Genomic DNA, 26,641 nt, shown 5'->3' on the forward strand with positions numbered 1-26,641 from the left:
GTAATTTTGAAAAAAACAAAAAGTAGAAAAGTTATTTTTACAATATCAATTTTTGTATTAATTCTTTCTTATTTTTTATTTTCTTTGTATACTAAAAATAGGAATAAAAAATTGGAAATAGAAAAGAGTCTGCCTTACAATTTTGAAAATTTTACTATACCTGAGGTTACAGATTTTTCAGATATTTTGACTAATTATGCAAAAACTTTAGAAAAAACTCCTATTTATGATAATTCTAATCTTTTAAAAGAAAATGGAAAAATTGATAAAGGAAAGTATCTGGAAGTTTTTGGATATAAGGATGGAGTGAGCAAAATAAAGCATAATGATAAATTTTATTTTGTTAAGAGTAAAAATATTGAAAATGTATCTAAAGAAAAAATTTTTAAAGTCATAAAAGGAATACTTTTAGTAAATACTGAATATGCACTGCCAAGTGATTTTAATCCACAAATGGATAAATTCGTCGAGAAGCAATTTGAATTAATGAAAGTTGATGCAAATCGTGAAAAAATAACTTTAAATTTATATAAAGGCTTTATAAGTTATGAAGAGCAAAGAGAACTTCATAAGAATGCTCCAAAATCTGATAGAGATGTTATTTATTCAATGTATGCAATGGCAGGGCATAATGAGTCACAGATTGGACAAAGTTTGGATATAATTGGGAAAGATGAAGAAAAGAATTTAACTGAAGAATTTAAGGAGACTGAAGAATACAAATGGCTTATGAAAAATGCTCACAAATACGGATTTATTCTTCGTTATCCTGAAAATCAGGAAGATAAAACTAATTTTAGATTTGAACCTTGGCATTTTCGTTATGTTGGAGTTGAAAATGCAAATAAAATGCTAAAAAGTAAGCTTACATTAGAAGAATTTTTAAGAATAAAATAGTTCGATTTTAGATACTTATTTGAAATCGAACTTTTGTCTTTAGAAAACAAAAAAACTTTTGAGTATTAGTTAATGTAATCATAGGAGAAAAAAATTATAATTTTAATACTGTTTTTCTACTAAAAAAACTGAACGATATAAATTTGAATCGTTCAGTTTTTTTTATAATATTTTGTTTGATTTTATCGAGCAAAAAACAAAATATATATCGCATAAATAATAACCAAATCAATAACTGCTAATCCAATTCTGGAATACCATTTATATTTTTCATAAATTCTATTATTTTTCATAGTCAGTATAACATACTTCTTATAAATATATATATATATATATATATTTTGTACTATAATTTTGTACTATGAGAATAATAAGTAATATCCTAAGATATAATTCTCTTGATGTTATGATAATACTTCCTAATTTTTATACGATATACTCCTCATAACAAGTATATTTGAAATATTTATAACTGTCAAGCTTTTCTGTGAAAAAGTTCGTTAAAAATTATAATATCATGTACAAATAAGAACCTCACCCTTCCACGATGCTTCACATCGGGGGTACCCGAGAACCTTGTTGATTCGCAATAAAAACAGTAAAATATAAAATTGTTTTACTGCTTTTTTATGTTTAAAAATTTGAATTTACTACATAGTTAACCATAAACAAAGTTTGATTTTCGTTGACTTTTTCATATTAATAATTTATAATTTATATAACGTTATATTTTTTGGAGAACATAGTTATGATTGATAAAAAAGTAAGAATAAAGTTCTTATTTTTAGTAGCTTTTTTAATTTTAGCTTTTATTTTTTCTTTTAGTATTGGAAGATATCCAATTAAGTTTTTTGATGTAATAAAAGTGATAACAAATAGAATTTTTTATGGAATAATTGACAATTCACCTGCAAGTACGGTGATTTGGAATATAAGAGCACCGCGTGTACTATGTGCTATATTGGTAGGAGCGGGAGTTTCTACAAGTGGAGCATTATATCAAGGACTTTTAAAAAATCCTATGGTAAGTCCGGATATTTTAGGGACAACACAGGCTGCAGCATTTGGAGGTGCTTTTGGAATACTTATGTATTTTAATTTTTTTGAAATAACACTTTTGTCTTTTAGTTTAGGTGTAATTTCAGTTTTTGTAACTTATAATTTAAGTAAAATTTTTAGAAGTGATAGAATTTTAGGACTTATTTTAACCGGAATGATGATAGGAAGTTTGTTTTCTTCTTTAATATCTTTTGTAAAACTTGTTGCAGATACAGAAAACCAATTGCCAAGCATAACATATTGGCTTATGGGTTCTTTGGCTTCTGTAAAAATGATTGATTTTAAATTTATATTTTTTCCAATAGTAATTGGTCTTATGGTTTCCAATTTATATAAAATAGAGATAAATATTTTTACAATGGGAGAAGAAGAGGCGAAAACACTTGGACTTAATACTGACAAAATAAGATTTATTATAATATTTTTTGCAACATTAATGACTGCTTCAAGTGTTGCAGTTACCGGTATAATAGGCTGGATTGGACTTGTAATACCACATTTTTCAAGACTTATTTTTGGAGATGATTATAGATTTGTAATTCCTGCATCCGGACTTTTAGGAGCTAGTTTTTTACTTGTTGTAGATATTTTATGCAGAAATATTACAACATCTGAAATTCCAATTGGAATAATTACTTCTTTTATTGGAGCACCGATATTCTTGTATTTGATTTATAAAAAAGGTAGAGATTATGATAGAGGTTAAGAATTTAAATGTTTTTTATGGGAAAAATGAAATATTAAAAGATATTAAATTTTCTTTGAACAAAGGAGAAATAATTTGTGTTTTAGGGGAGAATGGTGCCGGAAAATCAACTCTTTTAAAAGCGCTTTTAAAACTTATTCCTATAAAAAACGGAAATGTATTGATTGATGATAATAATTTAAAATTGTTGGACAGTAAAAAACTTTCAAGATTTATTTCATATATTCCACAAATTCATTTTCCGGCTTTTGATTATAGGGTTATTGATGTTATCTTAATGGGAAATTATTCTAAAAAAGATGGGTTTTTCTATAAAACAACTAAGGAAGATTATGAAAAATCTGTTGAAATTTTAAAAACTTTAGGAATTTCTTATCTAAAAGATAAAAATTACAGACAAATTAGTGGTGGGGAAAGACAGCTTGTGTTAATTGCCAGAGCATTGTTACAAGCTAATAACTATATTTTTATGGATGAGCCGGTAGCGAATTTGGATTATGGAAATCAGCTTAAGATAATGGAAATTTGTAATTCATTGAAGAAAAAAAATATTGGATTTTTAATAACTACTCATAATCCTAATCATACTTTAACTTATGCAGATAAAATTTTGATTGTTAAAAAAAATAAGGAAACTCATTTTGGAGATATTTCTATTTTAAATAAAGAAATTTTAGAAAAACTATATAATGTTCCTATAAATTTGATTGAAACTGAAAGTGGAAAATTCTGTATTCCTGATTATAAGGAGGTTAGACGAGATTATGTTCTGGAATGAAGATAGAATAAAATGGTATTTGCTCGCTTCTGAATATACTAGATACCACGATAATATGACTTTAGAAATCAAAAAAATCATTCCAAAAGGAGAAAGCCTTATTGACTTCGGTTGTGGATTAGGTATTTTACCTATGAAATTATCTGATTATTTCAGTGATATAATTGGGGTAGATTATGATGAGCAAGTTTTAGATCTTTTGGAAGATAATATTGCAAAAAACAAAATTAAAAATTTCAAGACAATTTGTTCTAATTGTTATAGTGGGGAGCTTCTTGAAAAAATTGGGGAAAAAGATAATATTTTATTAAGTCATTTTGGAGATATTGAAGATTATTTTTATAATTTTTTTAACTTATTTACTAAAAGGATGATAATAATACGAAATGATGTTGAAAAAAGTATTGTTCATAATCCGAATAAAAATACTATTCAAGATATTTGTAAATTTTTAGATGATAGAAAAATTCCCTATAAAATTTACAGACAAACTTTTGAATTTGGTCAACCGTTAAAAGATGATGAAGAAGTTATTAAGTACTTAAATAAATGGTATGGCGAAAAAGGAATTAATTTGATATCTAATGTAAAAGATATAGATTACAATTACAATGGGGAAATTTTTACAAAATATTATTGTAAACCTAAAAACACAGCCATTGTAGTGGTGGAGAAGGAGGAAATATGAAAAAATTTAAGAGAATTTTAGCTCTTTGTTTAACTTTTGGACTTCTTTTTACAGCTTGTTCGAAATCTGCTGAAAAGAAAAATGAACAAACAGAGACAAAGAACGAAACTAGAGTTTTTAAAGATGACTTGGGAAGAGAAGTTACTTTAAAACAAAACATTACAAGAGTTGCTCCATCAGGAAATCCTGCACAGGTTATGTTGCATATTTATGAGCCAAATAAATTAGTAGGCATTGCATCAAAATTTTCCAAAAGTACAGAAAAATACATTTCGGAAGATTTGAAAAAATTACCGGAATTTGGTGCGTTTTATGGCAAAAAAGCAAATCTAAATATGGAAGCGGTTATCAATGCGAAACCTGATGTAATAATTGATATGGGTGAAAAGAAAAAGGGAATTGAAGAAGATTTAAATAAGCTTCAAGAACAATTAAAGATTCCTGTAGTTTTCATAGAATTAACTCTTGATAAATTACCGGAAGCATTTGAAAGACTTGCTGAAGTTTTAGGAAATAAGGAAAGAGGAAAAGAGCTTTCTGAATATATTAAGAAGACATATAAGGAAATTGAAGAAAACAAAGCGAAGATAAAAGATGTTAAAAAAGTTTATTATGGTGGAGGAAAAACAGGATTATTTGCAAATGCAAAAGGTTCTATTCACGCTGATATTATAGAGTTTATCGGTGCTCAAAATCCAATTACTGTGGAAAAAGTTCAAGGTGGTTCAGGAAATGAAATTCCTTTTGAAAAATTATCAGAAGTAAATCCGGATTTCTTAATTTTTGAATCAAAAGAATTAGCTGAACAAATTAAAGGTGAAGCAACTTTTAAAACTCTAAAAGCTGTAAAGGAAAATAAAGTTTTCTATGCGCCTAGCGGACCATATAACTTTTTCGGAAGACCACCTGCAGCAAATAGAGTAATTGGAATGAAATGGCTTGGTAATTTAGTTTATCCTGAAGTATATAAATATGATATGGAGAAAGAGGTAAAAGAATTCTATAAATTATTTTACAATTATGAATTAAAAGATGAAGAAGTAAAAGAAATTTTAGGAAAATAAAATTTTTTATTACTAATTTAATGTATGTGGAACGATTAAAAATTTATTGTTTTATATCAAAAAAGACTGTGTTGTAATCGCACAGTCTTTTTCGTTCTAATTTTTTTAATTGTTTTCTATACATTAAATCTAAAATATACTACATCTCCATCTTGCATAATATATTCTTTTCCTTCAAGTCTTACAAGACCTTTTTCTCTTGCAGCAACCATACTGCCTAGAGAGATTAAATCATCATAATTTACTATTTCAGCTCTGATAAATCCTCTTTGAATATCTGAATGTATTTTTCCGGCAGCATTTACAGCATTTGTTCCAATTTTAATTGTCCAAGCTCTTGTTTCTTCCGGACCTGCTGTTAAAAAGCTCATAAGACCTAAAAGATTGTAACTTTCCTTTATTAACTTTGAAACACCGCTTTCAGATATGCCTAAATCATTTAAAAATTCAATTTGTTCATCATCTTCAAGTTCTGAAATTTCTTTTTCTATTTGAGCACTAATTACTACGATTCCAGAATTTTCTTGCTTTGCAAAATCATTTAATACTTTTACATATTCATTGCTTTTTCCTTCATCAAGCATATCGTCTTCATTTACATTTGCAACATAAATTATGGGCTTTACACTAAGGAGAGAAAAGTTTTTTAAAATTGTTTTTTCATTATCGTTAAAACTTAAAGATCTAATGGATTTTCCTTCTTCTAAAACAGGTAATATTTTTTCTAAAAGGTCAACTTCCTCTTTAAAACTTTTATTTCCTTTTAGTGATTTTCTAGCTTTTTCTAATCTCTTTTCAACAAGTTCAAGGTCAGATAATATAAGTTCTAAGTTGATAGTTTCAACATCTCTTAGGGGATTAACTTCTCCATCTACATGGACAATATTTTCATCTTCAAAACATCTTATAACTTCAACAATAGCGTCAACTTCTCTAATATGAGATAAGAATTTATTTCCTAGACCTTCACCTTTACTGGCTCCTTTTACAAGACCTGCAATATCATAAAATTCAATTACTGCAGGAATTGTCTTTTTTGAATTGTAAAGTTCTGTCAATTTATGTAATCTTTCATCAGGTACATTTACAAGACCCACATTAGGATCTATAGTACAGAAAGGATAATTTGCTGATTCTGCTCCGGCTTTAGTAATTGCATTAAATAATGTACTTTTACCAACATTTGGTAGTCCAACTATTCCTAATTTCATTTATAATCTCCTTTTTTAATTTAAAATACACAAGACATATTATATCATAATTCTTCTAGTATAATCAATCATAATCTAATAGGATGTTAATTATATATTTTCATAAGATAGAATTTTATTAAGTGCTCGTAATTTGAATGTACTTTTAATTCGTGTTATAATATTAAGAAGATATGAGATATGATAATAGGAGGATTTATGCTAGAAGTTAGTGCCGGTGGAGTTGTTATTCATAATGGTGAATTTCTACTGTTGAAGAAATTTAGCAATGAATGGGTTTTGCCAAAAGGTAGACTTGAAAATAATGAAACTAAAGAGCTTGCCGCTATTAGAGAAGTTCAGGAAGAGTCAGGAATACATGCTGAAATTGTAAAGTATTTAGGATTTGTAAAATATGATTATCAACATAATGATGGCGAAAAAGTGAAAAAAACAGTTCATTATTTTTATATGGAGCCCGAAGATTTGAATTTAATTCCACAAAGAGAAGAAGGTTTTGTAGAAGCAATATTTTTACCATATGATAAGGCTGTGAAATTAGTAAAGCATGATGCTGAAAGGAATATGTTAAAGAGTGCAAACTATTTTTATGAAAAGAGAAAAAGAAAATAATGGCATTTTCAACAGAGTTAAAAAATGAACTTTCAAGAAGAGAAATAGTAGAAAAAGATTCTGCTATTTCTGAGCTTTCTGCATTTATAAGAACTAATGGAACTATAGTTTTCAGTAATTTCGCTTTTATAATCAGATTTGAAACTACAAATAATTCGATTATAAGAAGAATTTTTAAACTTTTTAAATTTCTATACTCTTATGACGGGAAAATAATAGTTTCAAAGATTTCAAATTTAAGAAAAAATAATGTATATAAAATTGTAATAGAAGATGAAGAAATTTCAAAAAAATTTTTAGAGGATACCTTCTTTTCGGATTTGGACAGTCTTTTTCCGAAAGATAATCTTTATGAAGATTCAGCTAAAAGTAGAAATTTCATTAAAAATTTTTTATGTGGAATTTTTTTAGGTGCCGGGTCAATAGCAAATCCTGACAGGAGTTATCACTTAGAATTTACATTGAATTCCAATGAATTGGCTAAGCTTGTTATAAAATATTTAAAGCTGTTTGGAATAAAGGCAAAAAGTCTTGAAAAAAAAGGACAATATATTGTTTATGTAAAGGACAGCACAATGATTTCTGACTTTCTTTCATTAATTGGAACTGTAAATAGTTTATTCAAGTTTGAGGAAACGAAGATGATAAAGGAAATAAAGAATAATACCAATAGACTTACAAATTGTGAAACGGCAAATCTGGATAAAACTTTAAATACCGCTTTTGCTCAAATTGATGCGATAAATAAAGTTTATAAAAGATATGGTAAAAATAATATTGATAAAAATTTACTTGAACTATGCGAGTTAAGATTGAAAAATCCTACTTTTTCATTAAAGGAATTGGCGGATATTTTAAAAATTAGCAAATCGGGAGTAAATCATAGATTCAAAAAAATAATGGAAATGGCGAATAAAATTTAATTTTGTTCGCTTTTTTTATTATAAGCAAAAATGACTTCACATTTTGTAAAGTCATTTTTTAGTAAAATAAAGGAAAAATACTTGACATCCTATATATATATATATATAATGGTTACATTATTATTTGTTTAGGAGGATTATTTCATAATGAAATTATTAAAAAAATTATCCGCAGTAGCAGTAGTTGTAATTTTAGTTATAGGGGGTTCTTATTTTTTGTTTAGAACAGATAATGGGAAACCTAAAATAACTAATGAAACTATTGGAGTGCAAGTTAAAGAATTAAAAGAATTGGCTACTATACAGTATAAGTACAAAGAAATTGCCAGTAGAGAAGATTGGAATACTTTATTCAATATCAAGTTACCATTTACAAAGTCAAGTTTTATAGTAAGTTATACAGGAATTTTAAAATTAGGAATTGACTTATCCGAAACAAAGGTTGATGTTGATGAAAATAGTAAAACTATAAAGGTCACATTACCTGAATCAAAAGTATTATCAAATGAGTTGGATTTAAAATCTTTAAAAGTTTATGATGAGAAAAATTCTATTTTTAATCCAGTTAAAGTTAAAGAATATTCTGAATTTACTCAAAGCGGTAAGGAAAATGCGGAAAAAGATGCAAGAGAAAGCGGAGTTTTTGAACAGTCAAAAGAAGTTGCAAAGAAAATCATTATAGATCTTCTAAATACAACAAAAGAAATAAAAGAAAATTATAAGATAGTATTTGAATAAAATGTAAGACTTTACATCTCGTAAAGTCTTTTTTAAGTAAATTGAACTGTAACTTTGCTATTTTCATTTTTAAAATCGTCAAATGAAAAAGAATTAATATTTTCTAAATTTGTATATTTTAGATAATATTTTAAAGTTTTTGCATTTGATATTGAATAGTAAAGAGTGATGTTTTGAGAGTTTTCTGAAAGATTTTCTACATCCTTTTTACTAATTGTAAATTTTTTTAAAGAATTAAATAAAATATTTTCGTTATCTTCTGAAAATTTATTTGTTTTTAAATTTTCCAATTCTATGTATGCTCTTATAAATCTTTTTGTAGGGGTGTAAATATTTCCTTTTAATTCTCTTTTTTCTAAATATTTTTCTAAATTTCTTATATGTTTTGTAAAGCTAGGACTGTTAGTCATTATATTATATTTATTTTCATAAACTTTTAAATATCCATCTTCAATTTCTACAATTAAACTTTTATTGTTTTTGTCTGTAAACATATAATGATAATGTCTTGAATAGTTGTTTTCATCAACAAGGGATTTTTCTATTACATATATTTTTGGAGCAAGTTTTTTTATGTCTTCAAGCGTTTCACAATTTGTCAAGAATACATTTAAAATCTTTGTAGATGTTAAATTAATTTTTGATTCCACAGGTGCTTTTTTGAAATATATAGCATTTCTAAAGGAGTTGGTACAACCTAATAGACCTTTTTCATTTATTCCATCTATTAAATGGTCATAATCTTTAAAAGTTGCTCCCATTATCTTATATTTAGTATATAATTTATTTCCAAAGACATCTTCTTCGTAGTTAAAATCTTTTGGAAAATACTTAAATTCATATCTATGATAATCTCTTAAATCCATAGTTCTTCCAAGTAATGTTTCTCCATTTCTAAGAATAGAAAAAGTTGTACACATAAAATCACCTCTTAGAGTATTATAACAAAAAAACTTTATAAATCCAAATAAATTTGCCTTTTTTCTTAAATTAGATTAAAATATAAGTAGATATTTTATGAGGTGATATGTTGAAAGAAATTAGACTTTTTTGGAAGGTTTTAAAAAATAATAGATTGACTTATTTTCTTTCTATGATTTCTACAATTTTTATACAAATTTTTTCAGGACTTACACCTATCGTAATTATGATTACTGTAGATTCAATAATTGGAAATAAGGAGTATAAATATGATATTTTAAAGAAGGCCGTTAATCTTATTGGCGGTAGAGATTATCTTAGAGAGAATATATACATATTAGCTTTTGTGATTGTTATTTTAACTGGTATTAGTTGTATTTTTATTTTTTTGAGAAATTATTATTCTAATGTTGCTTGTGAAAACTTAATTTTTAATTTAAAAGAAAAAATGTATAATAAGTTTTTAAATTTAGATATGAGATGTTTGAATGATTATTCTACAGGGGATTTAATTCAAAGAAGTTCTTCTGATATTGAAACTGTAAGAAAACTTTTTGCGGCTCAACTTGTTAATGTTTTTGGTTCTATTGCAACAATTGTTTTGGTAATAGTTGTTATGTCTTTAATAAATTTAAAACTTGCTACAATAAGTATAACTCTTTGTATTGTAATTGCCATTTTGTCATCTGTTTTTTATAAAAAAATTGGCGAAATTTTTAAAAAGACGGATGAAGCTGAAAGTGATTTAATGGTTTTTATAAAAGAGGCTCTATTTAATATAAGAGTTATAAAGGCTTTTAATAGAGAAGATTACATTTTAAATCTATTCAGAGAAAAAAATGAAGAATTTAATATAACTCAAAACAATTTTATGAAGACTTTTGCAAGATTTAGGGCTGTAAATGACTTTTTAACTTTCTTACAACTTGCAATTATTTTAGTAGTTGGAGGATATGAAACCATTACAGGACAAATGAATTTTGGAGATTTAATTGCTTTTGTTATCTATATTAATATGATTATTTGGCCTATCAGACAAATGGGACAATTACTTAGTGATATGGCAAGGGCAAGTGTTTCAATCTCAAGAATTTACGAAGTTTTGGATTTACCGGAAGAAGATTATGATTATGGAATAAAAAATGTTTCTTTTTCTGAAAAGATTGAATTTAAAAATGTCAGCTTAAAAATAAATAATAATAATAATGTTTTGGATAATATAAGTTTTGTTTTAAATTCAGGAGAAAGTTTAGGGATTATCGGATCTACCGGTAGCGGAAAAAGCATGGTAGTTTATTTGTTGCTTGGATTTTTTGAAGCAACAAGTGGAGAAATTTTAATTGACGGTATAAACATAAAAGAAATAAATAAAAGATATATTAGAGAAAAAATTTCTGCGATTATGCAAGATAGTGAACTTTTTAATATGTCAATTTTGGACAATATAAAAATTGTAAATGATGATATTGATGAAAGTTCCGTTTATAATGCAACTGAGATTTCATCAATACATAGTGAAATTATGAATTTTTCTTCTAAATATAAAACAATAGTAGTAGATAATGGTGTAAATCTTTCCGGCGGACAAAAGCAAAGAATTTCTATTGCCAGAGGTTTGTTAAAACCTTTTGAAGTATTGATTTTAGATGATAGCCTAAGTGCTGTTGATATGAATACAGATTTAAAGATAAATAATGCACTGAAATCTATGGATAGAAAATTTACTTCTATTATTATTTCTCATAGAATTTCAACTATAGCTAATTGTGATAATATAATTGTTATGGATGATGGGAAAATAGTTGAAAGTGGAAAACACAATGAGTTGATTAAGAAAAATGGAATGTATAGCAAAATAAATGAAATTCAAAGTAAGGAATATGATGTAAACAATGAATAAAAAGAAAATTGTAGATATAAATGTTTTTAAAGATTTAATAAAATTTTATAAAATAGAATACAAAAAACTTTATATGCTGATGTTTGTAGTTGTAATTTCAGGAATTTTGCAAGCTGTTGTCCCTCTATCTATAAAATTATTAACGGATGATTTTATAACAAAGCAAAATTTAAAGGGATTTATTATTGCGGGAATTGGATTTTTCTCGCTCGTAATAATATCAACTCTTGCAATTTACAGTTTTTATGTTTTTGGAGGGAAGCTTGAATATCAAGTTTCAAAGGAAATAAGAAAGTCGGTTTTTGAGAGAATTGAGAAATTTTCTCTGACAAATATAAAGAAGTATGAAACAGGAGAACTAATTTCCAGATTAACTTCAGATGTTCAAAAACTTAGTGAAGTTTTCAGCTGGGGAGTTATAGATGCCTGTCATAGCATAATTGTTTTGTTAATTTCTATTTCTATTATGTTATATCTAAGTTATACATTGACTCTGATGTTGTTTTTGATATTACCTGCAATTTATATTGTAACTGTAATCTTTCAAAAAAATATTTTGAAATTTCAAAGAAAAGTAAGAGATTATAATTCAAAAATTATAAGAAGTTATACAGAATCATTAAGTTATATAAAGACTATCAAAGCACTTGGAATTGAAGATAAAAAGAAAAAAGAGTTTAAGGCTTACAATGAAAAATATAGAAAATATAATTTGCTGTCAATACTTATTTCAGCTATTTTTGTACCTACAGTTATGTTTGTCGCAAGTATTGGGGTCGGTTTTGCATTTAATTTTTCATCAATTTCAGTTATGAGAAATGTTATGACTTATGGAGCTTTTTTGAGCTTTTTAACTTACAGTTTTCAAATTTTTGAACCTTTTAAAATGTTGGCACAAATTTTTACTGATTTAAAATCTGCACAAGCATCTGCTGAAAGAGTTTTTCAAATTTTATATGAAGAAGACGAAATTCTTGAAGAAGAGGAAAGTGATTTGGATTTTGAAGGGAATATAAAATTTGAAAATGTAAGTTTTCATTATTTTGATGATGATAAATTAATTTTAAAAGATTTTAATTTTGAAATAAAAAACGGAGAAAGTGTTGCGTTTATAGGTAGTACAGGTAGTGGAAAATCTACAATAGTTAATCTCATTTGTAAATTTTACAATCCTACTTCAGGAGGCATTTATCTTGATGGGATAAATTATAGAAATATTGATAAAACTTGTTTGTACAATAATCTGGGATATGTATTACAACAGCCACAACTTTTCTCTATTTCTATAAAGGAAAATATAAAATTTGGAAATGAAAATGCAACGGATGAAGAAATTTTAAAAGTTTGTAATTTACTTGGCATTGATGAATTTATTTCTAAGTTGCCAAATGGGATAGATACTGTTATTGGAGAAACGGGGTATAATATATCAGGCGGACAAAAACAATTAATATCTTTTGCAAGAGCATTGATAAAGAATCCAAAATTATTGGTATTGGATGAGGCAACTTCTTCAATAGATACTGAAACTGAAAAAATAATTCAAAATAAAATGAAAGATATTTTAAAGGGAAAGACATCTATTATTGTTGCACATAGATTATCAACGATTAAGCATTGTGATAAAATTGTTTTAATTGAAAATGGAAATATTCTTGAACAAGGAACACATTTAGAATTATTAGATAAAAAAGGAATTTACTATAAAATGTATATTTCTGAAGAACTGAAAATATAGGAGGATGTTATTATGAGTGATAGTTGTAGTTCAGGAGGATGCTCAGGATGCCCTAGTGCATCAAGCTGTGGAGTATCAGAAGAGTTTGAAAGTTTATTAGTTGATCAAAATCAATTTAGTGATATAAAAAAAGTTATTGGTGTTATAAGTGGTAAAGGTGGAGTTGGTAAATCTTTAATAACTTCGATGCTTGCAACAGGAATGATGAAGAGAAAAAAGGAAGTAGCAATTTTAGATGCCGATGTTACAGGTCCATCAATACCTAAATCATTTGGAATAGATAGCAAGGCAAAGATAGATGAAAGAGGAATTATTCCGTGTACAACTGAAAACGGAATAAAAATAATGAGTATAAATTTATTGCTTGAAAAAGAAACGGATCCGGTTATTTGGAGAGGACCTGTTATAGGTGGAGTTATAAAACAATTTTGGACAGATGTAGTTTGGGAAAATGTGGATTATATGTTTGTAGATATGCCACCGGGAACAGGTGACGTTCCACTAACAGTTTTTCAATCATTACCTGTAGATGGAATTATAATTGTAACATCACCGCAAGATTTGGTTTCTATGATTGTTGAAAAAGCAGTTAAGATGGCAAGAATGATGAATATTCCAATTATCGGAATAGTTGAAAATATGAGTTATTTTAAATGTCCTTGCTGTAATGAAGAAGTAAATATATTTGGTGAAAGTGACTTACCTTACATATCAAGAAAATTTGGACTTACAAATGTTGCAAAAATTCCTCTCGATAAAAAAATACCTGAAATGGTTGATGAAGGTGAAGCAGAAAAACTAGATACTGATTGTTTAACAGATATACTAGATGCGATAGAAAAATTATAGAGAGAACGCGTTCAAAACGAACGTGTTTTTTTATGTGGTAAAATAAGATTTTTTATAGACTTAAAGGGCTTACGATTTCTAAAATTGAAATTAAGTACTTTTTGTTGTATAATTATTGTAAAATATGGATTAAATAAGAGGTTTTTATGGAGCATTTTAAATTAAATTTGGAAAGTGATTTTAAATTTGATGACATTGTTGTAGCTCTGGGAAATTTTGATGGCTTTCATAGAGGACATCAAAAATTGATTTCTGAATTAAATAATGTAAAATTAGAAAAAGGTTATAAGAGTGCAGTTTTTCTTTTTGAAAATCATACAAAAGATTTAATTTTTCATCAAAATGCAAGTAGGATAATGTCTTTTGAGGATAAATTAAATAAACTTGAAAGTTTTAAAATAGATTATGTTTTTAGCATTGAATTTTCTGAGAGAATTAAAAATCTTTCACCGAAAGAATTTTTAGATTTTTTAACTATCAATCTAAATATAAAACATATTGTGGTTGGAGAAGATTATAAATTTTCAAAAAATCGTGAAGGAAATACTGATTTTATAAGGTCTTATATGAAAGAAAAGTGTCTATCTTGTACCATTATTGATAAATTACGCTATAATAATATTGAGATTAGTAGTACAAAAATAATTGAATACATAAAATCAGGAAAAATTGAATTGGCAAATGATTTGTTGGGATATAATTTTTCAATTAAGGGAAAAGTAACTCAGGGCTTTCAAAGAGGAAGAAATCTTGGTTATCCTACAGCAAATTTGGAGATTTCTTTTAATTATGTAATGGTAAAAGAGGGAGTATATTTTACCAAAACTATAGTAGATAAAAATGAATATTTTAGTTTTTCAAGCGTTGGGCATAATCCAACTTTTGATAATAAAAAATCCACGATAGAATCGCATATATTTGATTTTGATAAGGATATTTACGGGAAAGATATTGAACTTTGCTTTTTAGAAAGATTAAGAGATAATATAAAGTTTAATTCTGTTGAGGAACTGATAGAGCAATTAAAAAAAGACGAAATTAGATGTAGAGAATTAATTAAGAATATAAAATAGGAGATAAATATGAAACAAATTTTAGTTACCGGAGGGGCAGGATATATTGGCTCTCATACTTGTATAGAACTTTTAAATGAAGGATATGAAGTTGTAATAATTGATAATTTTTACAACTCCAGCGAAAAAGTTTTAAGGATAATTGAAGAGCTTAGTGGCAAAAAATTCAAATTCTACAAAGGTGATATTAGAGATAAAGAAATACTTAGAAAAGTATTTACTGAAAATGACATTTATGGGGTAATCCATTTTGCAGGACTTAAAGCTGTTGGCGAATCAGTTGAAAAACCTATAGAATATTATGATAATAATATTAACGGAAGCATAAAACTTATAGAAGTTATGAGAGAATTTAATGTAAAAAATTTAATTTTCAGCTCTTCTGCTACTGTTTATGGAAAGCCGAAGTCAGTTCCTATAAAAGAAGATTTTTCACTTTCTGTAACTAATCCTTATGGAAGAACAAAATTATTTTTAGAAGAAATTTTTACAGATTTATATATTTCTGATAATGAATGGAATGTTATTCTTCTTAGATATTTTAATCCGATTGGAGCTCATAAGAGTGGTAGAATAGGGGAAAATCCGAATGGAATTCCAAATAATTTAGTTCCATATATAACTCAAGTAGCAGTTGGTAAATTGGATTATGTTAGAGTCTTTGGAGATGACTATGAAACAAAAGATGGAACAGGTGTAAGGGATTATATTCATGTTTTAGATTTAGCATTAGGTCATATAAAGGCAATTAAAAAGTTTGAAGATAGTAAGGCTGTTAGAATTTATAATCTTGGCACAGGCGAAGGTTATAGTGTTCTTGATATGATTAAAAATTTTGAAGAAGTTACAGGTAAAAAGATAAAATATTTAGTTACTCCAAGAAGAAGCGGAGATATTGCAGAATGTTATGCTGATTCTACTAAGGCAAAAAAAGAGCTTGGCTGGGAAGCTAAATATGGAATAAGAGAAATGTGTGAAGACAGTTGGAGATGGCAAGTAAATAATCCAAATGGATATGAGGATTAAAGAGGTTTATAAAAATGGATACGAAAAGTATTTACTACGAAAATAATATAATTAAGGCAATATTACATTTTGCAATACCGGGAATTTTGAGTATTCTTATTGCGGAATTATATAATATGGTTGATACATTTTTCGTTGGTAGATATGTCGGAGCTGATTCAATCGGGGCTTTAAGTGTAGTTTTTCCTCTACAAAGACTTGTTATTGCAATTTCTGTTTGTCTTGGTATAGGAGTTTCAAATTTAATTTCCAGAAGACTTGGAGAAAAAAGAAATAAAGATATAACAAAATATACCACAGCTGTAAATGGACTAACTTTACTTATTATATTTGCAGTTACAATAATATCAATTCTTTTTGTTGAGAATATTTGCGTGTTTTTAGGAGCTAGAAATAATATTCTGATGTATTCCATCAAATATCTAAGAATTGTTATGTGTGGCAGTATTTTTTTAGCATTTACAACGGTTTTCGGTTATATGAACATAGCTTACGGAAATATGAAAGTTATGCTAATTGCTTCAAGTATTGGAGCTTTAATAAATATAGTTGTAGATTATATTTTAATTAAAAATTTGAATATGGCTGTAGAAGGAGCTGCGATTGCCACTATTTCGAGCCAATTTATATCTTTTTTATTTTCATTTGTTTTTGTAAAAAAATTACAGAAAGAAAATAATTTCAGCTTAATTCCAAGACTTGACTCGAAAATTTCATTTAATATTTTAGCAATAGGTTTTTCTTCGTTCATAATAGAATTTTCAGATGCTATTTTAATTAGTGTCCTTAATCATTTACTTTTACCCGTTGGTGGTAATGATGCAATTATTTTGGTAGGAGTAATTACAAAGGTTTCTATGTTTATGTTTGTTGCAATGATAGGGGTAAGCAGTTCAATTCAACCACTCATCTCTTATAATTATGGAGCAAAAAATTTTGTTAAAATCAAGAAAATTTTAAAAACAGGATTTGTTTTTGTGTTTTCACTATCTACGATTATATGGATATTTATGAATTATAAGGTTAAATTTATTATAGGTCTGTTTCTAAAAGATGAAAGACTTTTACAAATGGCGACAGATAGTTTTAAATATGTGATTTTAGTTTTTCCAATTTTAAGTTTTTATTACATTTGTATATACTTTTTTCAATCAGTCGGCAAGGAAAAATACAATTTTTTCTTATCAATTTATAGAGAAACACTTCTATATATTCCGATAGTTATAATTATGGTAGGAAGATTTGGTGTTTTAGGAGCATGGATTAGTTATCCGATAGTTGACTTTATTTCTGCTGTAACAGGATTTATCCTGCTTTTAAAAACTGTTAAAAAGATTAGTACTTTTTAGGAGGTTATTATGAATTTAGGTAAAATTAGAAAAGATTTAGAAATTTGTATGGATGAACTTATCGAAAAAGCTAAATTTGAAGAAGGAGACATTTTTGTTTTAGGTTGCAGTACAAGTGAGGTAAAAGGAAAACACATAGGAAAAGATACTGATATTGAAGTAGGAGAGCTAATTGTTGAAACTATAAAAGAAAAGTTAGATAAAATTAAAGTGAATTTTGCTGTTCAATGTTGTGAACATTTAAACAGAGCTTTGGTTATAGAAAAGGAAGTTGCAGTAAAAAAGAATTTTGAGATAGTAAGTGTAGTACCACAAAAAAATGCGGGTGGTGGAGTTGCCACTTCTGCATATAAATTATTTAAAAATCCTGTGGTTGTTGAAAAAATAGTTGCAAAAGCAGGGCTTGACATTGGGGATACATCTATCGGAATGCATGTTAAATTTGTTCAGATACCGGTAAGATTATCAATAAAAGAAATAGGGAATGCGCATTTAACTGCATTAACTTCAAGACCAAAATTGATTGGAGGAAGTAGGGCGGTATATCAATAGTTACTTGGAGGATATATGTTTGAATTTTTAAAAGATATAAAAGAATTGGAAGACGTAGAGAGTGTTGAAAAGATAAATAAAGGATATTCTAAAGATAAAAAGTTTAAGATAAAATTGAAAAATAAAGATGAGTATTTGCTTTTAAGATTATCCGATATTTCCCTTTATGAACAAAAAAAGGAAGAATATGAAGTTATTTCAAAATTTTCTAAACTAGGCTTTGAAATGTCAAAGCCTATTAGTTTTGGAATATGTAATGATGAAAAGAATGTGTATATACTCTTATCTTGGATTGACGGAGTTGATTTAAGTGATGCACTTCCAAAACTTTCAAAAGAAGAACAATATTTACTTGGAAGAAAAGCAGGGAAAATTCTAAAAGCTATTCACAGTCTAAAAGTTGAGGACAAAAATTTTGAAGACAAGCTTAAAATAAAATTGTTGGATAAAATAGAAAAATATGAATCATCTGATGTGAGAGTTGAAAATGACGATAAATTTATTGAATATGTTAAAAGAAATGTAGATAAAGTTTGTAGAAATTATTCTTATTTACATGGAGACTTTCATCCTTCAAATTTAATTCTAATGGAAAATAATGAGATAGGGGTTATAGATTTTAATCGTTGGGAAATATCCAACTCTTATGAGGAATTTTATAAATTGGAAAGTTTCGGGATAGAGTTTAGTATTCCATACTGTGTCGGACAGATTGACTCATATTTTGAAGATGATGTTCCGAATGAATTTTGGGAAATTCAAGCAATTTTCGTCGCTTGTTATACCTTGTATTCAATTAAATGGGCTGAAAAATTTGGAGAAAAAGAAATTCTTGGAATGAAGAGAAGATTTTATAAGACTTTTGAAAATTATGAGAATTTTAAAACAATTATACCTAAATGGTATTCTGATTATAAAAATAATAAAGGCTATTCGCTTTAAAACGAATAGCCTTTTTCTCTATTTAGAATAGTTTGGAGCTTCTTTAATTATTTGAACATCATGTGGGTGAGATTCAATAAGTCCAGCACCTGTCATTTTAACAAATTGTGCAGTATCTCTTAAAGTTTGTAAGTCTTTAGCGCCTGTATATCCCATACCTGCTCTAATTCCACCTACTATTTGATAAATCGCATCTGCTAAAGTTCCCTTATAAGGAATTCTTCCTTCAATACCTTCTGGAACAAGTTTTTTGCCTTCTTCTTGGAAGTATCTATCTTTTGATCCTTTTTCCATTGCTGCAAGAGAACCCATACCTCTGTATGTTTTAAACCTTCTTCCTTGGTAAATTTCAAATTCTCCTGGAGATTCATCAGTACCTGCAAGCATTGAACCTAACATTACAACATTTCCACCTGCAGCAAGGGCTTTAACAACATCTCCTGAATATTTTAATCCACCGTCTGCAATAATTGTTTTTCCTATTTCTCTTGCAACAGTAGCACAATCATAAACTGCAGTAATTTGTGGAACCCCTACACCTGCAACAACTCTTGTTGTACAGATTGATCCAGGGCCTACACCAACTTTAACTACATCAGCACCTGCTTCGAAAAGTGTTCTAGTTGCTTCTGCTGTTACAACATTTCCTGCAATAATATCAAGGTCTGGATATTTTTCTCTAATTTCTTTAACTTTTTTAACAACTCCCATAGAATGACCGTGAGCAGTATCTATAACTAAAGCATCCACTCCTGCATTTACAAGAGCTTCAACTCTTTCAAAAGTGTCTGCACCGGTTCCAACTGAAGCTGCAACAAGAAGTCTTCCTTGAGCATCTTTTGCGGAATTTGGATATTTAACAACTTTTTCTATATCTTTAATAGTTATTAAACCAGTTAAAATACCTTTTTCATTTACAAGAGGTAATTTTTCTATTTTATGATTTCTTAAAATTTTTGTAGCATCATCTAAGGTAGTATTAGAAGGAGCTGTTACTAAATTTTCTTTTGTCATTACAGAATCAATTTTAACTGAATAGTCTTCTAAAAATCTTAAATCTCTATTAGTCAAAATTCCAACTAATTTTTTTTCTTCCATTGAATTTACAATAGGAACACCGGAAATTCTATATTTTCTCATCAAATCTTCAGCTTCTTGAACTTTATGTTCCGGAGTTAAGAAAAATGGATCATTAATAACTCCGCTTTCTGAACGTTTAACTTTTCTAACTTCTTCAGCTTGAAGTTCTATGGGCATATTTTTATGTATTACGCCAAGTCCGCCTTCTCTTGCCATTGCAATGGCCATCTTATGTTCTGTTACAGTATCCATCGCAGCAGAAATAATAGGGATATTTAGTTTGATTTTCTTTGTAAGTTGTGATGATAAATTTACATCCTTTGGTAAAACTTCACTCTTTGCTGGAATTAAAAGTACATCATCAAATGTTAAGCCTTCTTTTTGGAATTTTGTTTCCCACATAATATTTTCTCCTCCTAAATTAAATTATTTGTTTTAAACATATTTTTAAGACTTTTTAATTACAATTAAAATTTATCAAAAAATATATTAACATATATTATACAACAATTTATAAAAAAATCAATTAAAAAAATTAAAAATTATGTAGAAACAAAAGTTTTCCTACAAAAATCGACTAAATATTTTATATTTTATTGTTTTTTATGTAAAATATAAAATATTTTTATAAGTATAATAGATTTTAAAAATTTAAAAATGTGCAGTGCGAATTTATGTTAATAATTCATACTATTTTTTTCTCTGCTATATTTTATTTGATGTGAAATATAGTGAAAAAATACTTTTAAATATATATATTTAACAATTTTTAAAAAATTTTTGAATAAATTTCAAAAAAACATAAAAAAATTAATGAAAGGTATTGAAATTTTTTTAAAACTACACTATAATTTAAGTATACTATAATATTATAGTGGAGTCCAATATATCAGTACATAGTTGGATGTGTTTGTTATAGTAAAAATTTTAGGAGGTATATTAGAATGAGAGTAGAAAAAGGATTACTTTATACTAAAGATCATGATTGGGTAAAAGTTGAAGGAAATGTAGTAACAGTTGGACTAGCTGATTATGCACAAGATCACTTAGGAGATATTGTTTATGTTGAACTTCCAGAAGTTGATGATGAAGTTGAAGCAGGTGATTCTTTAGCATCTGTAGAATCTGTAAAAGCTGCAAGTGATATTAATGCTCCTGTTTCAGGAAAAGTTATTGAAGTTAATGAACTATTAGATGATGAACCTGGTGAAATTAATAAAGATTGTTATGCTGCATGGGTTTGCAAAATTGAAATGTCTAATCCGGCTGAATTAGAAGAATTAACTAATGACGCTGATTATGAAGCATCATTATAATAATTTCTTAAAGTTATTTTTTAATAAATGCCACTTGCGTGGCATTTATTTTTTTGATAAGGAGGTTGTATGGTAGATAATTCCAGAAATAAAAATTTTAAATTAGGTATTATTTTTATGATTATTTCCACACTTGGTTTTAGTTTTATGCAAATTTTTGTAAAATTGACATCAGGTAAATTTACACTTATGCAACAGGTTTTTATGAGAAATTTTGTAATGTTAATTATTTGTGCTGTGTATATCTTGATAAGAGGAAGTAGTTTTTTAGGAGAAAAAAGAAATAGAAAATTGCTTCTTATGAGATCTGTTTTCGGATATATGGGAGTGATTTTTAATTTTTATGCTATAAATCATATGATTGTTGCAGATGCAGGAATATTGCAAAGAACTAGTCCTATTTTTGTAGTCTTAATTGCTTGTTTTTTATTTAAAGAAAAATTTACACTGGAAAGATTTTTAACTTTAACATTTTCTTTTATAGGTGCAATTTTTGTAGTAAGGCCACAATTTAATTCCAGATTATTTCCTGCAATGGTTGCGATGAGTTCTGCACTTAGTGCATCTATAGCCTATATGTGTGTATCAAAAATAGGAAAAGCAGAAAAAACTGAAACTATAATTTTTATATTCTCTTTGTTTTCAACTATTTGTAGCTTTCCATTTATATTTAAGAATTTAAATATTCCCGATTTGAAAATTTTTATATACTTAATTTTAATAGGTGTTGCGTCCGCTGTTGGACAATTTGGGTTGACGATTAGTTATCAATATGCAAATGCCTCTGAGGTAAGTATATTTAATTATTTAGGAATAGTATTTGTTGTCATTTTAGGAAAAGTAATACTTGACGAGTCAGTAAGTATATACAGTTTAATAGGAATTGTACTTATTTTTTCTATGTCATTGATGTCATATATAATAAATTCTCGAAAGAATAAAGAGAAAAAACTGTAAAAAATAATAAATATTACATTTTTTTAATATTTTTAAGTTTTTTTTTCGAAAAATACCATATTTTTTGTAACTATTCTGTAACCTTTGAAAAATAGAGAATTATAAAATAATAAAAATTACAAAAAAGTTATAAACACTAACTTTAAGTTAAGAATATTGTTAAATTTACCAATAATTTTAAGAAATTTTTTGAAAAATATTGAAATTTATTGACGATTTTATATAAAATCATTATAATTCTATTATCTGGTTAAAGTTTCTTAACCTGATTAATTTAATTAAGGAGTGATTATTTGAAAAGAGCAATATTTAGAAGTGTTTTAGCATGTTTGTGTGTTTATGCTACATTTTCTGGATTTTCATCTAAGTCACTTGCAAATGAAAAGGTAAAGGGATTTGTAATCTCATCAGAGTCCGAAACCAAAACTATTGAAAAGGTAAATAGCAGAATTTTAGATAACACTAATGGTAGTGCATCTAAGATTTCTTATGTAGTTAATATAGAGGATAAAATTAGCTTCAGTTTGGCAGGTTTACTTTCATTAGATAAAGGTGGAGTTGTTATTCCGGTTAAGGGTAGCAATATTGATGAAGTTTCGAAATCTGTTTTAAAAAATAGTGAGCAAGTGTATGTTGTTGGAGATAAAAGTTCAATTTCAGATGATATTTTGAATGATTTAGGTGTTAAATTTCAAAGAATAGGTTCCGATAAATCTGAAGACACAAATTATCATGTAAATAAGTTTTTGGATAATCGTGATTTATTGGTTGTTGATTTAAAAAATGATTCTGATATTTTAGGTGCTGTTCATTATGCACGAATTTATAATATGAATTTGTATATTTTTGATTCAACTAAGGAAATTAATGAAAAAATAATTTCAGAAGTAAAAAATGAAAAAAATATATACTTCTATGATGGTGTAAATTCTTTATCAGATAAAACAAAGGCTAAAATATATGATTTATCTGGAAAGGATAAAAAAGATATAAAGAGTTATTCTTTAGATGGAAAAGACTTATTCAAGATATTCAAGGATAGATTTTCATTAAGAAAAAGTGATAATGTTGTTTTATCAGAAAATAAAAATTTAACAGATATGTTGAGTTCTTATATTTTTGCTGATAAGAGTGAATATAATTATTTGTTAATGGATTCAAAGTCTATGAATTTAGACGTCGAAAAACTTGTTAATGAGTCCGGTGCAAAAAATTTACATTATGTATCAACTGATGAGTTGGGGAAATATATAAATTTTAGATCTTTATTATCATCAATAAATAAAGAAGAAGCTACAGGATTTGAAGTTAATGAAGACAAGGGTGAGATAACTCTATCAAATTCAAATACTGATAAAAAAGATGAAAATACAGTTTCAGAACAAGTTACAGTAAAATCTAATGAAAAATTAGTTGACGGTAAGGTTGTTCCGAAAGAAGAAAAAAAAGCATCTGAAAAAACTGATACTGAAAAATCAAGTAATGATTCATCTAACGACAAGAGTAGTGATAAAAGCTTTGATTATAGTAAAGTTTTGGTTATGAATGCTACATCATATACTAATGATCCATCAGAAAATGGCGGCTATGGTACAACTAGATTGGGAACTCCTCTTAGATATGGAGTAGTTGCAGTTGATCCTAAAGTAATTCCTTTGGGAACGAAGTTATATATTGAAGGGTATGGTTATGCTGTTGCAGAAGACACAGGTGGTGCTATAAAGGGAAATAGAATTGATCTTTGTTTTACAAGCAGAGCTCAAGCCGATAATTTTGGAAGAAGAAATGTAAAAGTTTATATTTTAAAATAATGAACTTGATTTAGAGAAGAAATTTTGTGATTTCTTCTCTTTTTTGTTTTATATATTTGTATTTTAAAAGTTTTGAAATTACTTTATTTAAAAGTTTAGTAATTAGTATGAACAATGGACAATCGTTTTTAAATATGATATAATAGCTTTGCTAAAAAATTAATAGTATATGATTTTTATTATGAATATGGTAATAGGTCGGTCATAATGCTACATTTTATGGTTTTGGTAAATTTTGAAGTAAAATATAGCTTAAATTAATTTTTTGTTATTATATTATTTGGAGGGAATATATGTTCGGTTATTCAAAAAAAGAATTGAGTTGGATTTTGTATGATTGTGCGAATTCTGCTTATTCTATGGCAATTACTACGGCGTTGTTTCCAATTTATTTTGGAATGGTTGGCGGAAATGAAATGAATTTAGGCTATTACAATTCATTTGCCAGTATTATTATCGCTGTAATTAGTCCAATACTTGGAACTATAGCTGATTTTAAAGGCATGAAGAAAAAATTATTTACATTATTTTCACTTATTGCAATTTTTTCAACATTATTTTTATCATTTGCAGGAGAATTTGGCTTACCTTTATTAATGGCTTTTTTTGTTTTGGGCAGCGTAACTTTTGCAGGATCCAATATTTTTTATGATGCATTTTTAGTTGATGTAACTAATGATGAGAGGATGGATAAAATTAGTACAGCAGGATTTGCGTACGGATACATAGCCAGTGTTATACCATTTATGTTTTGTTTGGGAGCTGTTTTGATTTTCGGGATGAAAAATCCGTTAGGTTATCAAATAGGTTTTGTTATAACATCCGTTTGGTGGTTGACACTTACAATTCCAATGTATAAAAATATTGATCAAATATATGGAGTAGAACCTGTTCCTAATCCTGTTAGAGAAAGTTTTAGTACTGTTTTTCATACTTTAAAAAATATTGAGAAAAATAAGGTTGTAGTTATATTTTTGTGTTCTTATTTTCTATACATTGACGGAGTAGATACTATCATAAAGATGGTTATACCTTATGCTACATCTGTTTTAGATGCAGATAAGTTTAATACACTTGTACTTTTAGGAATTTTGATTTATGTTCAAATAGTGGCATTTCCTTTTGCTATTATTTATGGAAGATTGGCTAGTAAGTTTGGAACTAGGACTATGATTAAAGTAGGAATTATAACTTATATGGTTTCAGTAATATTTGCATATTTTATGAGCAACTTAGTTCATGTTTTCGTATTATCAACATTTATAGCCTCTGCTCAAGGTGGAATTCAAGCGTTGAGTAGAAGTTATTATGCAAAAATTATTCCAAAAGAAAATGCAAATGAATTCTTCGGTTTCTATAATATTTTTGGTAAGTTTGCTGCTATAATCGGACCTTTTATTATGAGTTTGATAACTACAATAACACATAATCCAAGATATTCAATTCTTGGCATAATTCCACTATTTGTTGTAGGTTATTTAATAATGTTGCAATTACCAAAGGAAGAAAGATAATGGTTTTTAAATATGATTCAAAAAACACTTGGAAAATGAAAAGTGAATTTAAAAAAAGTAAGTTTGATATAGATTTTGAGGCTTTAAAGAAAAAAGAATTAGAAATTTTAAAAAATTTTATTTCTTGTTGTGAAAAAATGAACTTAACTTATTATATTGCTTTTGGAACTTTGCTTGGAGCGATTAGACATAAAGGATTTATTCCATGGGATGACGATGTAGATGTTTGTATGCCAAGAGAAGATTATGATAGATTTATAAGAGAGGGTGGTAAATATTTGCCTGAAAATTATTTTATTCAGACAATGGAGTCGGATCCGAAATACGCTTTGAATTTTGCAAAACTTCGTGATAGTAATACAACTCTTTTTGAAAAACATGTAATTGACGTGGATATTAATCATGGGGTATTTATTGATATTTTTCCCTTAGATGGATACATTAAAGGTCAAAATAGAGTTTTAGATTTAAGAGTTAAGGAAAAACCTGTTTTTGAAGAGGCGGATACTAATGCTTTTTCAAATGCATTAAGTGGATTTGGCAAGAAATTTGTTTATAAATTAGGAGAAACTATTCCTAATAAATTAAAGACTGATATTTCAAAATTGTCTGTTCCAAAAGATAATCCAAAGTTTGAAGACTGTGAGTATGTTGTTTGTTTAGTTGATAATTTTTATATAATGCCTTTTAAAAGAGAATTATTAGGAAAAGGAGTAAAGGTTGATTTTGAAAATATAAAAGTTAATGCTCCGGAAAATTATGATGAATATTTAAGAGTTTTATATGGAGATTATATGAAATTACCCCCTGAAGATCAAAGAGAAAACCATCATAATTTTCATCTTGCAGATGTTAATAAAAGTTTCAGAGAATATCAGGAAAAAATTTAAGCTATGAGTAAAAACATAGCTTTTTTTTCTTGTTTTGTAGAATTTTT

General features: G+C 27.2%; 24 protein-coding genes. 21 read left to right on the forward strand and 3 right to left on the reverse strand.

Annotation, left to right across the window (positions count from 1 at the left end; translation table 11 throughout):
- Positions 1-6: 6 nt before the first annotated feature.
- The 5 genes from VJI94_RS05920 to VJI94_RS05940 all read left to right on the forward strand — a co-directional run bounded on the left by VJI94_RS05920 (position 7) and on the right by VJI94_RS05940 (position 5,192).
- Complete coding sequence (locus tag VJI94_RS05920; RefSeq protein ID WP_324008691.1) at positions 7-897, forward strand: M15 family metallopeptidase; 891 nt, start codon at positions 7-9, stop codon at positions 895-897.
- A 748-nt stretch (positions 898-1,645) separates the two neighbouring features.
- Positions 1,646-2,662, forward strand: coding sequence for an iron ABC transporter permease (locus VJI94_RS05925; protein ID WP_324008692.1), 1,017 nt, complete (start codon positions 1,646-1,648; stop codon positions 2,660-2,662).
- Complete coding sequence (locus VJI94_RS05930; protein WP_324008693.1) at positions 2,649-3,440, forward strand: ABC transporter ATP-binding protein; 792 nt, start codon at positions 2,649-2,651, stop codon at positions 3,438-3,440. Before VJI94_RS05925 ends, VJI94_RS05930 begins: the two co-directional genes overlap by 14 nt.
- Positions 3,427-4,128 carry a methyltransferase domain-containing protein gene (locus VJI94_RS05935; protein WP_324008694.1) on the forward strand — a complete coding sequence of 234 codons (702 nt, stop codon included), beginning with the start codon at positions 3,427-3,429 and terminating at the stop codon, positions 4,126-4,128. Before VJI94_RS05930 ends, VJI94_RS05935 begins: the two co-directional genes overlap by 14 nt.
- Complete coding sequence (locus VJI94_RS05940; protein ID WP_324008695.1) at positions 4,125-5,192, forward strand: ABC transporter substrate-binding protein; 1,068 nt, start codon at positions 4,125-4,127, stop codon at positions 5,190-5,192. The genes VJI94_RS05935 and VJI94_RS05940 overlap by 4 nt, the downstream gene beginning before the upstream one ends.
- A 116-nt stretch (positions 5,193-5,308) precedes the next feature.
- Here VJI94_RS05940 and ychF read toward each other — a convergent pair whose 3' ends face one another.
- Complete coding sequence (gene ychF, locus VJI94_RS05945) at positions 5,309-6,403, reverse strand: redox-regulated ATPase YchF (protein ID WP_324008696.1); 1,095 nt, start codon at positions 6,401-6,403, stop codon at positions 5,309-5,311.
- 198 nt (positions 6,404-6,601) lie between these two features.
- Between ychF and VJI94_RS05950 the strand changes: the two genes are divergently transcribed.
- The 3 genes from VJI94_RS05950 to VJI94_RS05960 all read left to right on the forward strand — a co-directional run bounded on the left by VJI94_RS05950 (position 6,602) and on the right by VJI94_RS05960 (position 8,676).
- Positions 6,602-7,015 carry an NUDIX hydrolase gene (locus VJI94_RS05950; protein ID WP_029949284.1) on the forward strand — a complete coding sequence of 138 codons (414 nt, stop codon included), beginning with the start codon at positions 6,602-6,604 and terminating at the stop codon, positions 7,013-7,015.
- Entirely contained in the window at positions 7,015-7,938 is a 924-nt protein-coding gene (whiA, locus tag VJI94_RS05955; protein WP_118058577.1) for a DNA-binding protein WhiA, read from the forward strand. The genes VJI94_RS05950 and whiA overlap by 1 nt, the downstream gene beginning before the upstream one ends.
- Positions 7,939-8,085: 147 nt before the next feature.
- Positions 8,086-8,676, forward strand: coding sequence for a DUF4230 domain-containing protein (locus VJI94_RS05960; protein WP_118058579.1), 591 nt, complete (start codon positions 8,086-8,088; stop codon positions 8,674-8,676).
- 32 nt (positions 8,677-8,708) lie between these two features.
- On the opposite strand, the gene VJI94_RS05965 is transcribed toward VJI94_RS05960, so the two are convergent.
- Positions 8,709-9,596, reverse strand: coding sequence for a linear amide C-N hydrolase (locus tag VJI94_RS05965; RefSeq protein ID WP_324008697.1), 888 nt, complete (start codon positions 9,594-9,596; stop codon positions 8,709-8,711).
- A 107-nt stretch (positions 9,597-9,703) separates the two neighbouring features.
- Between VJI94_RS05965 and VJI94_RS05970 the strand changes: the two genes are divergently transcribed.
- From VJI94_RS05970 to VJI94_RS06005, 8 genes are all read left to right on the forward strand, one after another.
- Complete coding sequence (locus tag VJI94_RS05970; protein ID WP_324008698.1) at positions 9,704-11,497, forward strand: ABC transporter ATP-binding protein; 1,794 nt, start codon at positions 9,704-9,706, stop codon at positions 11,495-11,497.
- Complete coding sequence (locus tag VJI94_RS05975) at positions 11,490-13,235, forward strand: ABC transporter ATP-binding protein (protein ID WP_029949291.1); 1,746 nt, start codon at positions 11,490-11,492, stop codon at positions 13,233-13,235. The genes VJI94_RS05970 and VJI94_RS05975 overlap by 8 nt, the downstream gene beginning before the upstream one ends.
- Positions 13,236-13,247: 12 nt before the next feature.
- Positions 13,248-14,084 carry an Mrp/NBP35 family ATP-binding protein gene (locus VJI94_RS05980; protein WP_324001480.1) on the forward strand — a complete coding sequence of 279 codons (837 nt, stop codon included), beginning with the start codon at positions 13,248-13,250 and terminating at the stop codon, positions 14,082-14,084.
- A 146-nt stretch (positions 14,085-14,230) separates the two neighbouring features.
- Positions 14,231-15,157, forward strand: coding sequence for a bifunctional riboflavin kinase/FAD synthetase (locus VJI94_RS05985; RefSeq protein WP_324008699.1), 927 nt, complete (start codon positions 14,231-14,233; stop codon positions 15,155-15,157).
- A gap of 9 nt (positions 15,158-15,166) precedes the next feature.
- On the forward strand, positions 15,167-16,183 hold the full coding sequence (gene galE / locus VJI94_RS05990; protein WP_324008700.1) for a UDP-glucose 4-epimerase GalE: 1,017 nt from the start codon (positions 15,167-15,169) through the stop codon (positions 16,181-16,183).
- 14 nt (positions 16,184-16,197) lie between these two features.
- Complete coding sequence (locus VJI94_RS05995) at positions 16,198-17,532, forward strand: MATE family efflux transporter (protein ID WP_324008701.1); 1,335 nt, start codon at positions 16,198-16,200, stop codon at positions 17,530-17,532.
- Positions 17,533-17,541: 9 nt separating this feature from the next.
- A complete protein-coding gene (locus VJI94_RS06000; RefSeq protein WP_324008702.1) occupies positions 17,542-18,084 on the forward strand; it encodes a TIGR01440 family protein in 543 nt (180 codons plus the stop codon).
- A gap of 15 nt (positions 18,085-18,099) precedes the next feature.
- Positions 18,100-19,026, forward strand: a complete 927-nt coding sequence (locus VJI94_RS06005; protein WP_324008703.1) for an aminoglycoside phosphotransferase family protein — start codon at positions 18,100-18,102, stop codon at positions 19,024-19,026.
- A gap of 18 nt (positions 19,027-19,044) precedes the next feature.
- On the opposite strand, the gene guaB is transcribed toward VJI94_RS06005, so the two are convergent.
- On the reverse strand, positions 19,045-20,508 hold the full coding sequence (gene guaB / locus VJI94_RS06010) for an IMP dehydrogenase (RefSeq protein ID WP_041953646.1): 1,464 nt from the start codon (positions 20,506-20,508) through the stop codon (positions 19,045-19,047).
- Between the two features lie 542 nt (positions 20,509-21,050).
- Between guaB and gcvH the strand changes: the two genes are divergently transcribed.
- The 5 genes from gcvH (at position 21,051) to VJI94_RS06035 (ending at position 26,594) form a co-directional block, all read left to right on the forward strand.
- A complete protein-coding gene (gene gcvH / locus VJI94_RS06015) occupies positions 21,051-21,422 on the forward strand; it encodes a glycine cleavage system protein GcvH (protein ID WP_004832163.1) in 372 nt (123 codons plus the stop codon).
- Positions 21,423-21,491: 69 nt separating this feature from the next.
- Positions 21,492-22,379, forward strand: coding sequence for a DMT family transporter (locus tag VJI94_RS06020; protein WP_118058595.1), 888 nt, complete (start codon positions 21,492-21,494; stop codon positions 22,377-22,379).
- A gap of 293 nt (positions 22,380-22,672) precedes the next feature.
- Entirely contained in the window at positions 22,673-24,190 is a 1,518-nt protein-coding gene (locus VJI94_RS06025) for a 3D domain-containing protein (RefSeq protein WP_324008704.1), read from the forward strand.
- 293 nt (positions 24,191-24,483) lie between these two features.
- Positions 24,484-25,704: an MFS transporter gene (locus VJI94_RS06030; RefSeq protein WP_004832122.1), complete on the forward strand. Its 1,221-nt coding sequence runs from the start codon at positions 24,484-24,486 to the stop codon at positions 25,702-25,704.
- A complete protein-coding gene (locus tag VJI94_RS06035; RefSeq protein ID WP_278554705.1) occupies positions 25,704-26,594 on the forward strand; it encodes a LicD family protein in 891 nt (296 codons plus the stop codon). The genes VJI94_RS06030 and VJI94_RS06035 overlap by 1 nt, the downstream gene beginning before the upstream one ends.
- Positions 26,595-26,641: the final 47 nt, after the last annotated feature.

This window comes from Parvimonas sp. D9 (genome assembly GCF_035282565.1).
GTDB classification, from domain to species: domain Bacteria; phylum Bacillota; class Clostridia; order Tissierellales; family Peptoniphilaceae; genus Parvimonas; species Parvimonas micra.

Coding starts and splice junctions, on each gene's coding strand:
- VJI94_RS05960 (WP_118058579.1), top strand. CDS start 8,086: ATGAAATTATTAAAAAAATTATCCGCAGTAGCAGTAGTTGTAATTTTA.
- VJI94_RS05935 (WP_324008694.1), top strand. CDS start 3,427: ATGTTCTGGAATGAAGATAGAATAAAATGGTATTTGCTCGCTTCTGAA.
- whiA (WP_118058577.1), top strand. CDS start 7,015: ATGGCATTTTCAACAGAGTTAAAAAATGAACTTTCAAGAAGAGAAATA.
- VJI94_RS05940 (WP_324008695.1), top strand. CDS start 4,125: ATGAAAAAATTTAAGAGAATTTTAGCTCTTTGTTTAACTTTTGGACTT.
- VJI94_RS06030 (WP_004832122.1), top strand. CDS start 24,484: ATGTTCGGTTATTCAAAAAAAGAATTGAGTTGGATTTTGTATGATTGT.
- VJI94_RS06005 (WP_324008703.1), top strand. CDS start 18,100: ATGTTTGAATTTTTAAAAGATATAAAAGAATTGGAAGACGTAGAGAGT.
- VJI94_RS06000 (WP_324008702.1), top strand. CDS start 17,542: ATGAATTTAGGTAAAATTAGAAAAGATTTAGAAATTTGTATGGATGAA.
- VJI94_RS05965 (WP_324008697.1), bottom strand. CDS start 9,596: ATGTGTACAACTTTTTCTATTCTTAGAAATGGAGAAACATTACTTGGA.
- VJI94_RS05925 (WP_324008692.1), top strand. CDS start 1,646: ATGATTGATAAAAAAGTAAGAATAAAGTTCTTATTTTTAGTAGCTTTT.
- VJI94_RS05985 (WP_324008699.1), top strand. CDS start 14,231: ATGGAGCATTTTAAATTAAATTTGGAAAGTGATTTTAAATTTGATGAC.
- guaB (WP_041953646.1), bottom strand. CDS start 20,508: ATGTGGGAAACAAAATTCCAAAAAGAAGGCTTAACATTTGATGATGTA.
- VJI94_RS06020 (WP_118058595.1), top strand. CDS start 21,492: ATGGTAGATAATTCCAGAAATAAAAATTTTAAATTAGGTATTATTTTT.
- VJI94_RS05950 (WP_029949284.1), top strand. CDS start 6,602: ATGCTAGAAGTTAGTGCCGGTGGAGTTGTTATTCATAATGGTGAATTT.
- VJI94_RS05995 (WP_324008701.1), top strand. CDS start 16,198: ATGGATACGAAAAGTATTTACTACGAAAATAATATAATTAAGGCAATA.
- VJI94_RS05970 (WP_324008698.1), top strand. CDS start 9,704: ATGTTGAAAGAAATTAGACTTTTTTGGAAGGTTTTAAAAAATAATAGA.
- VJI94_RS05975 (WP_029949291.1), top strand. CDS start 11,490: ATGAATAAAAAGAAAATTGTAGATATAAATGTTTTTAAAGATTTAATA.
- ychF (WP_324008696.1), bottom strand. CDS start 6,403: ATGAAATTAGGAATAGTTGGACTACCAAATGTTGGTAAAAGTACATTA.
- VJI94_RS05930 (WP_324008693.1), top strand. CDS start 2,649: ATGATAGAGGTTAAGAATTTAAATGTTTTTTATGGGAAAAATGAAATA.
- gcvH (WP_004832163.1), top strand. CDS start 21,051: ATGAGAGTAGAAAAAGGATTACTTTATACTAAAGATCATGATTGGGTA.
- galE (WP_324008700.1), top strand. CDS start 15,167: ATGAAACAAATTTTAGTTACCGGAGGGGCAGGATATATTGGCTCTCAT.
- VJI94_RS06035 (WP_278554705.1), top strand. CDS start 25,704: ATGGTTTTTAAATATGATTCAAAAAACACTTGGAAAATGAAAAGTGAA.
- VJI94_RS05980 (WP_324001480.1), top strand. CDS start 13,248: ATGAGTGATAGTTGTAGTTCAGGAGGATGCTCAGGATGCCCTAGTGCA.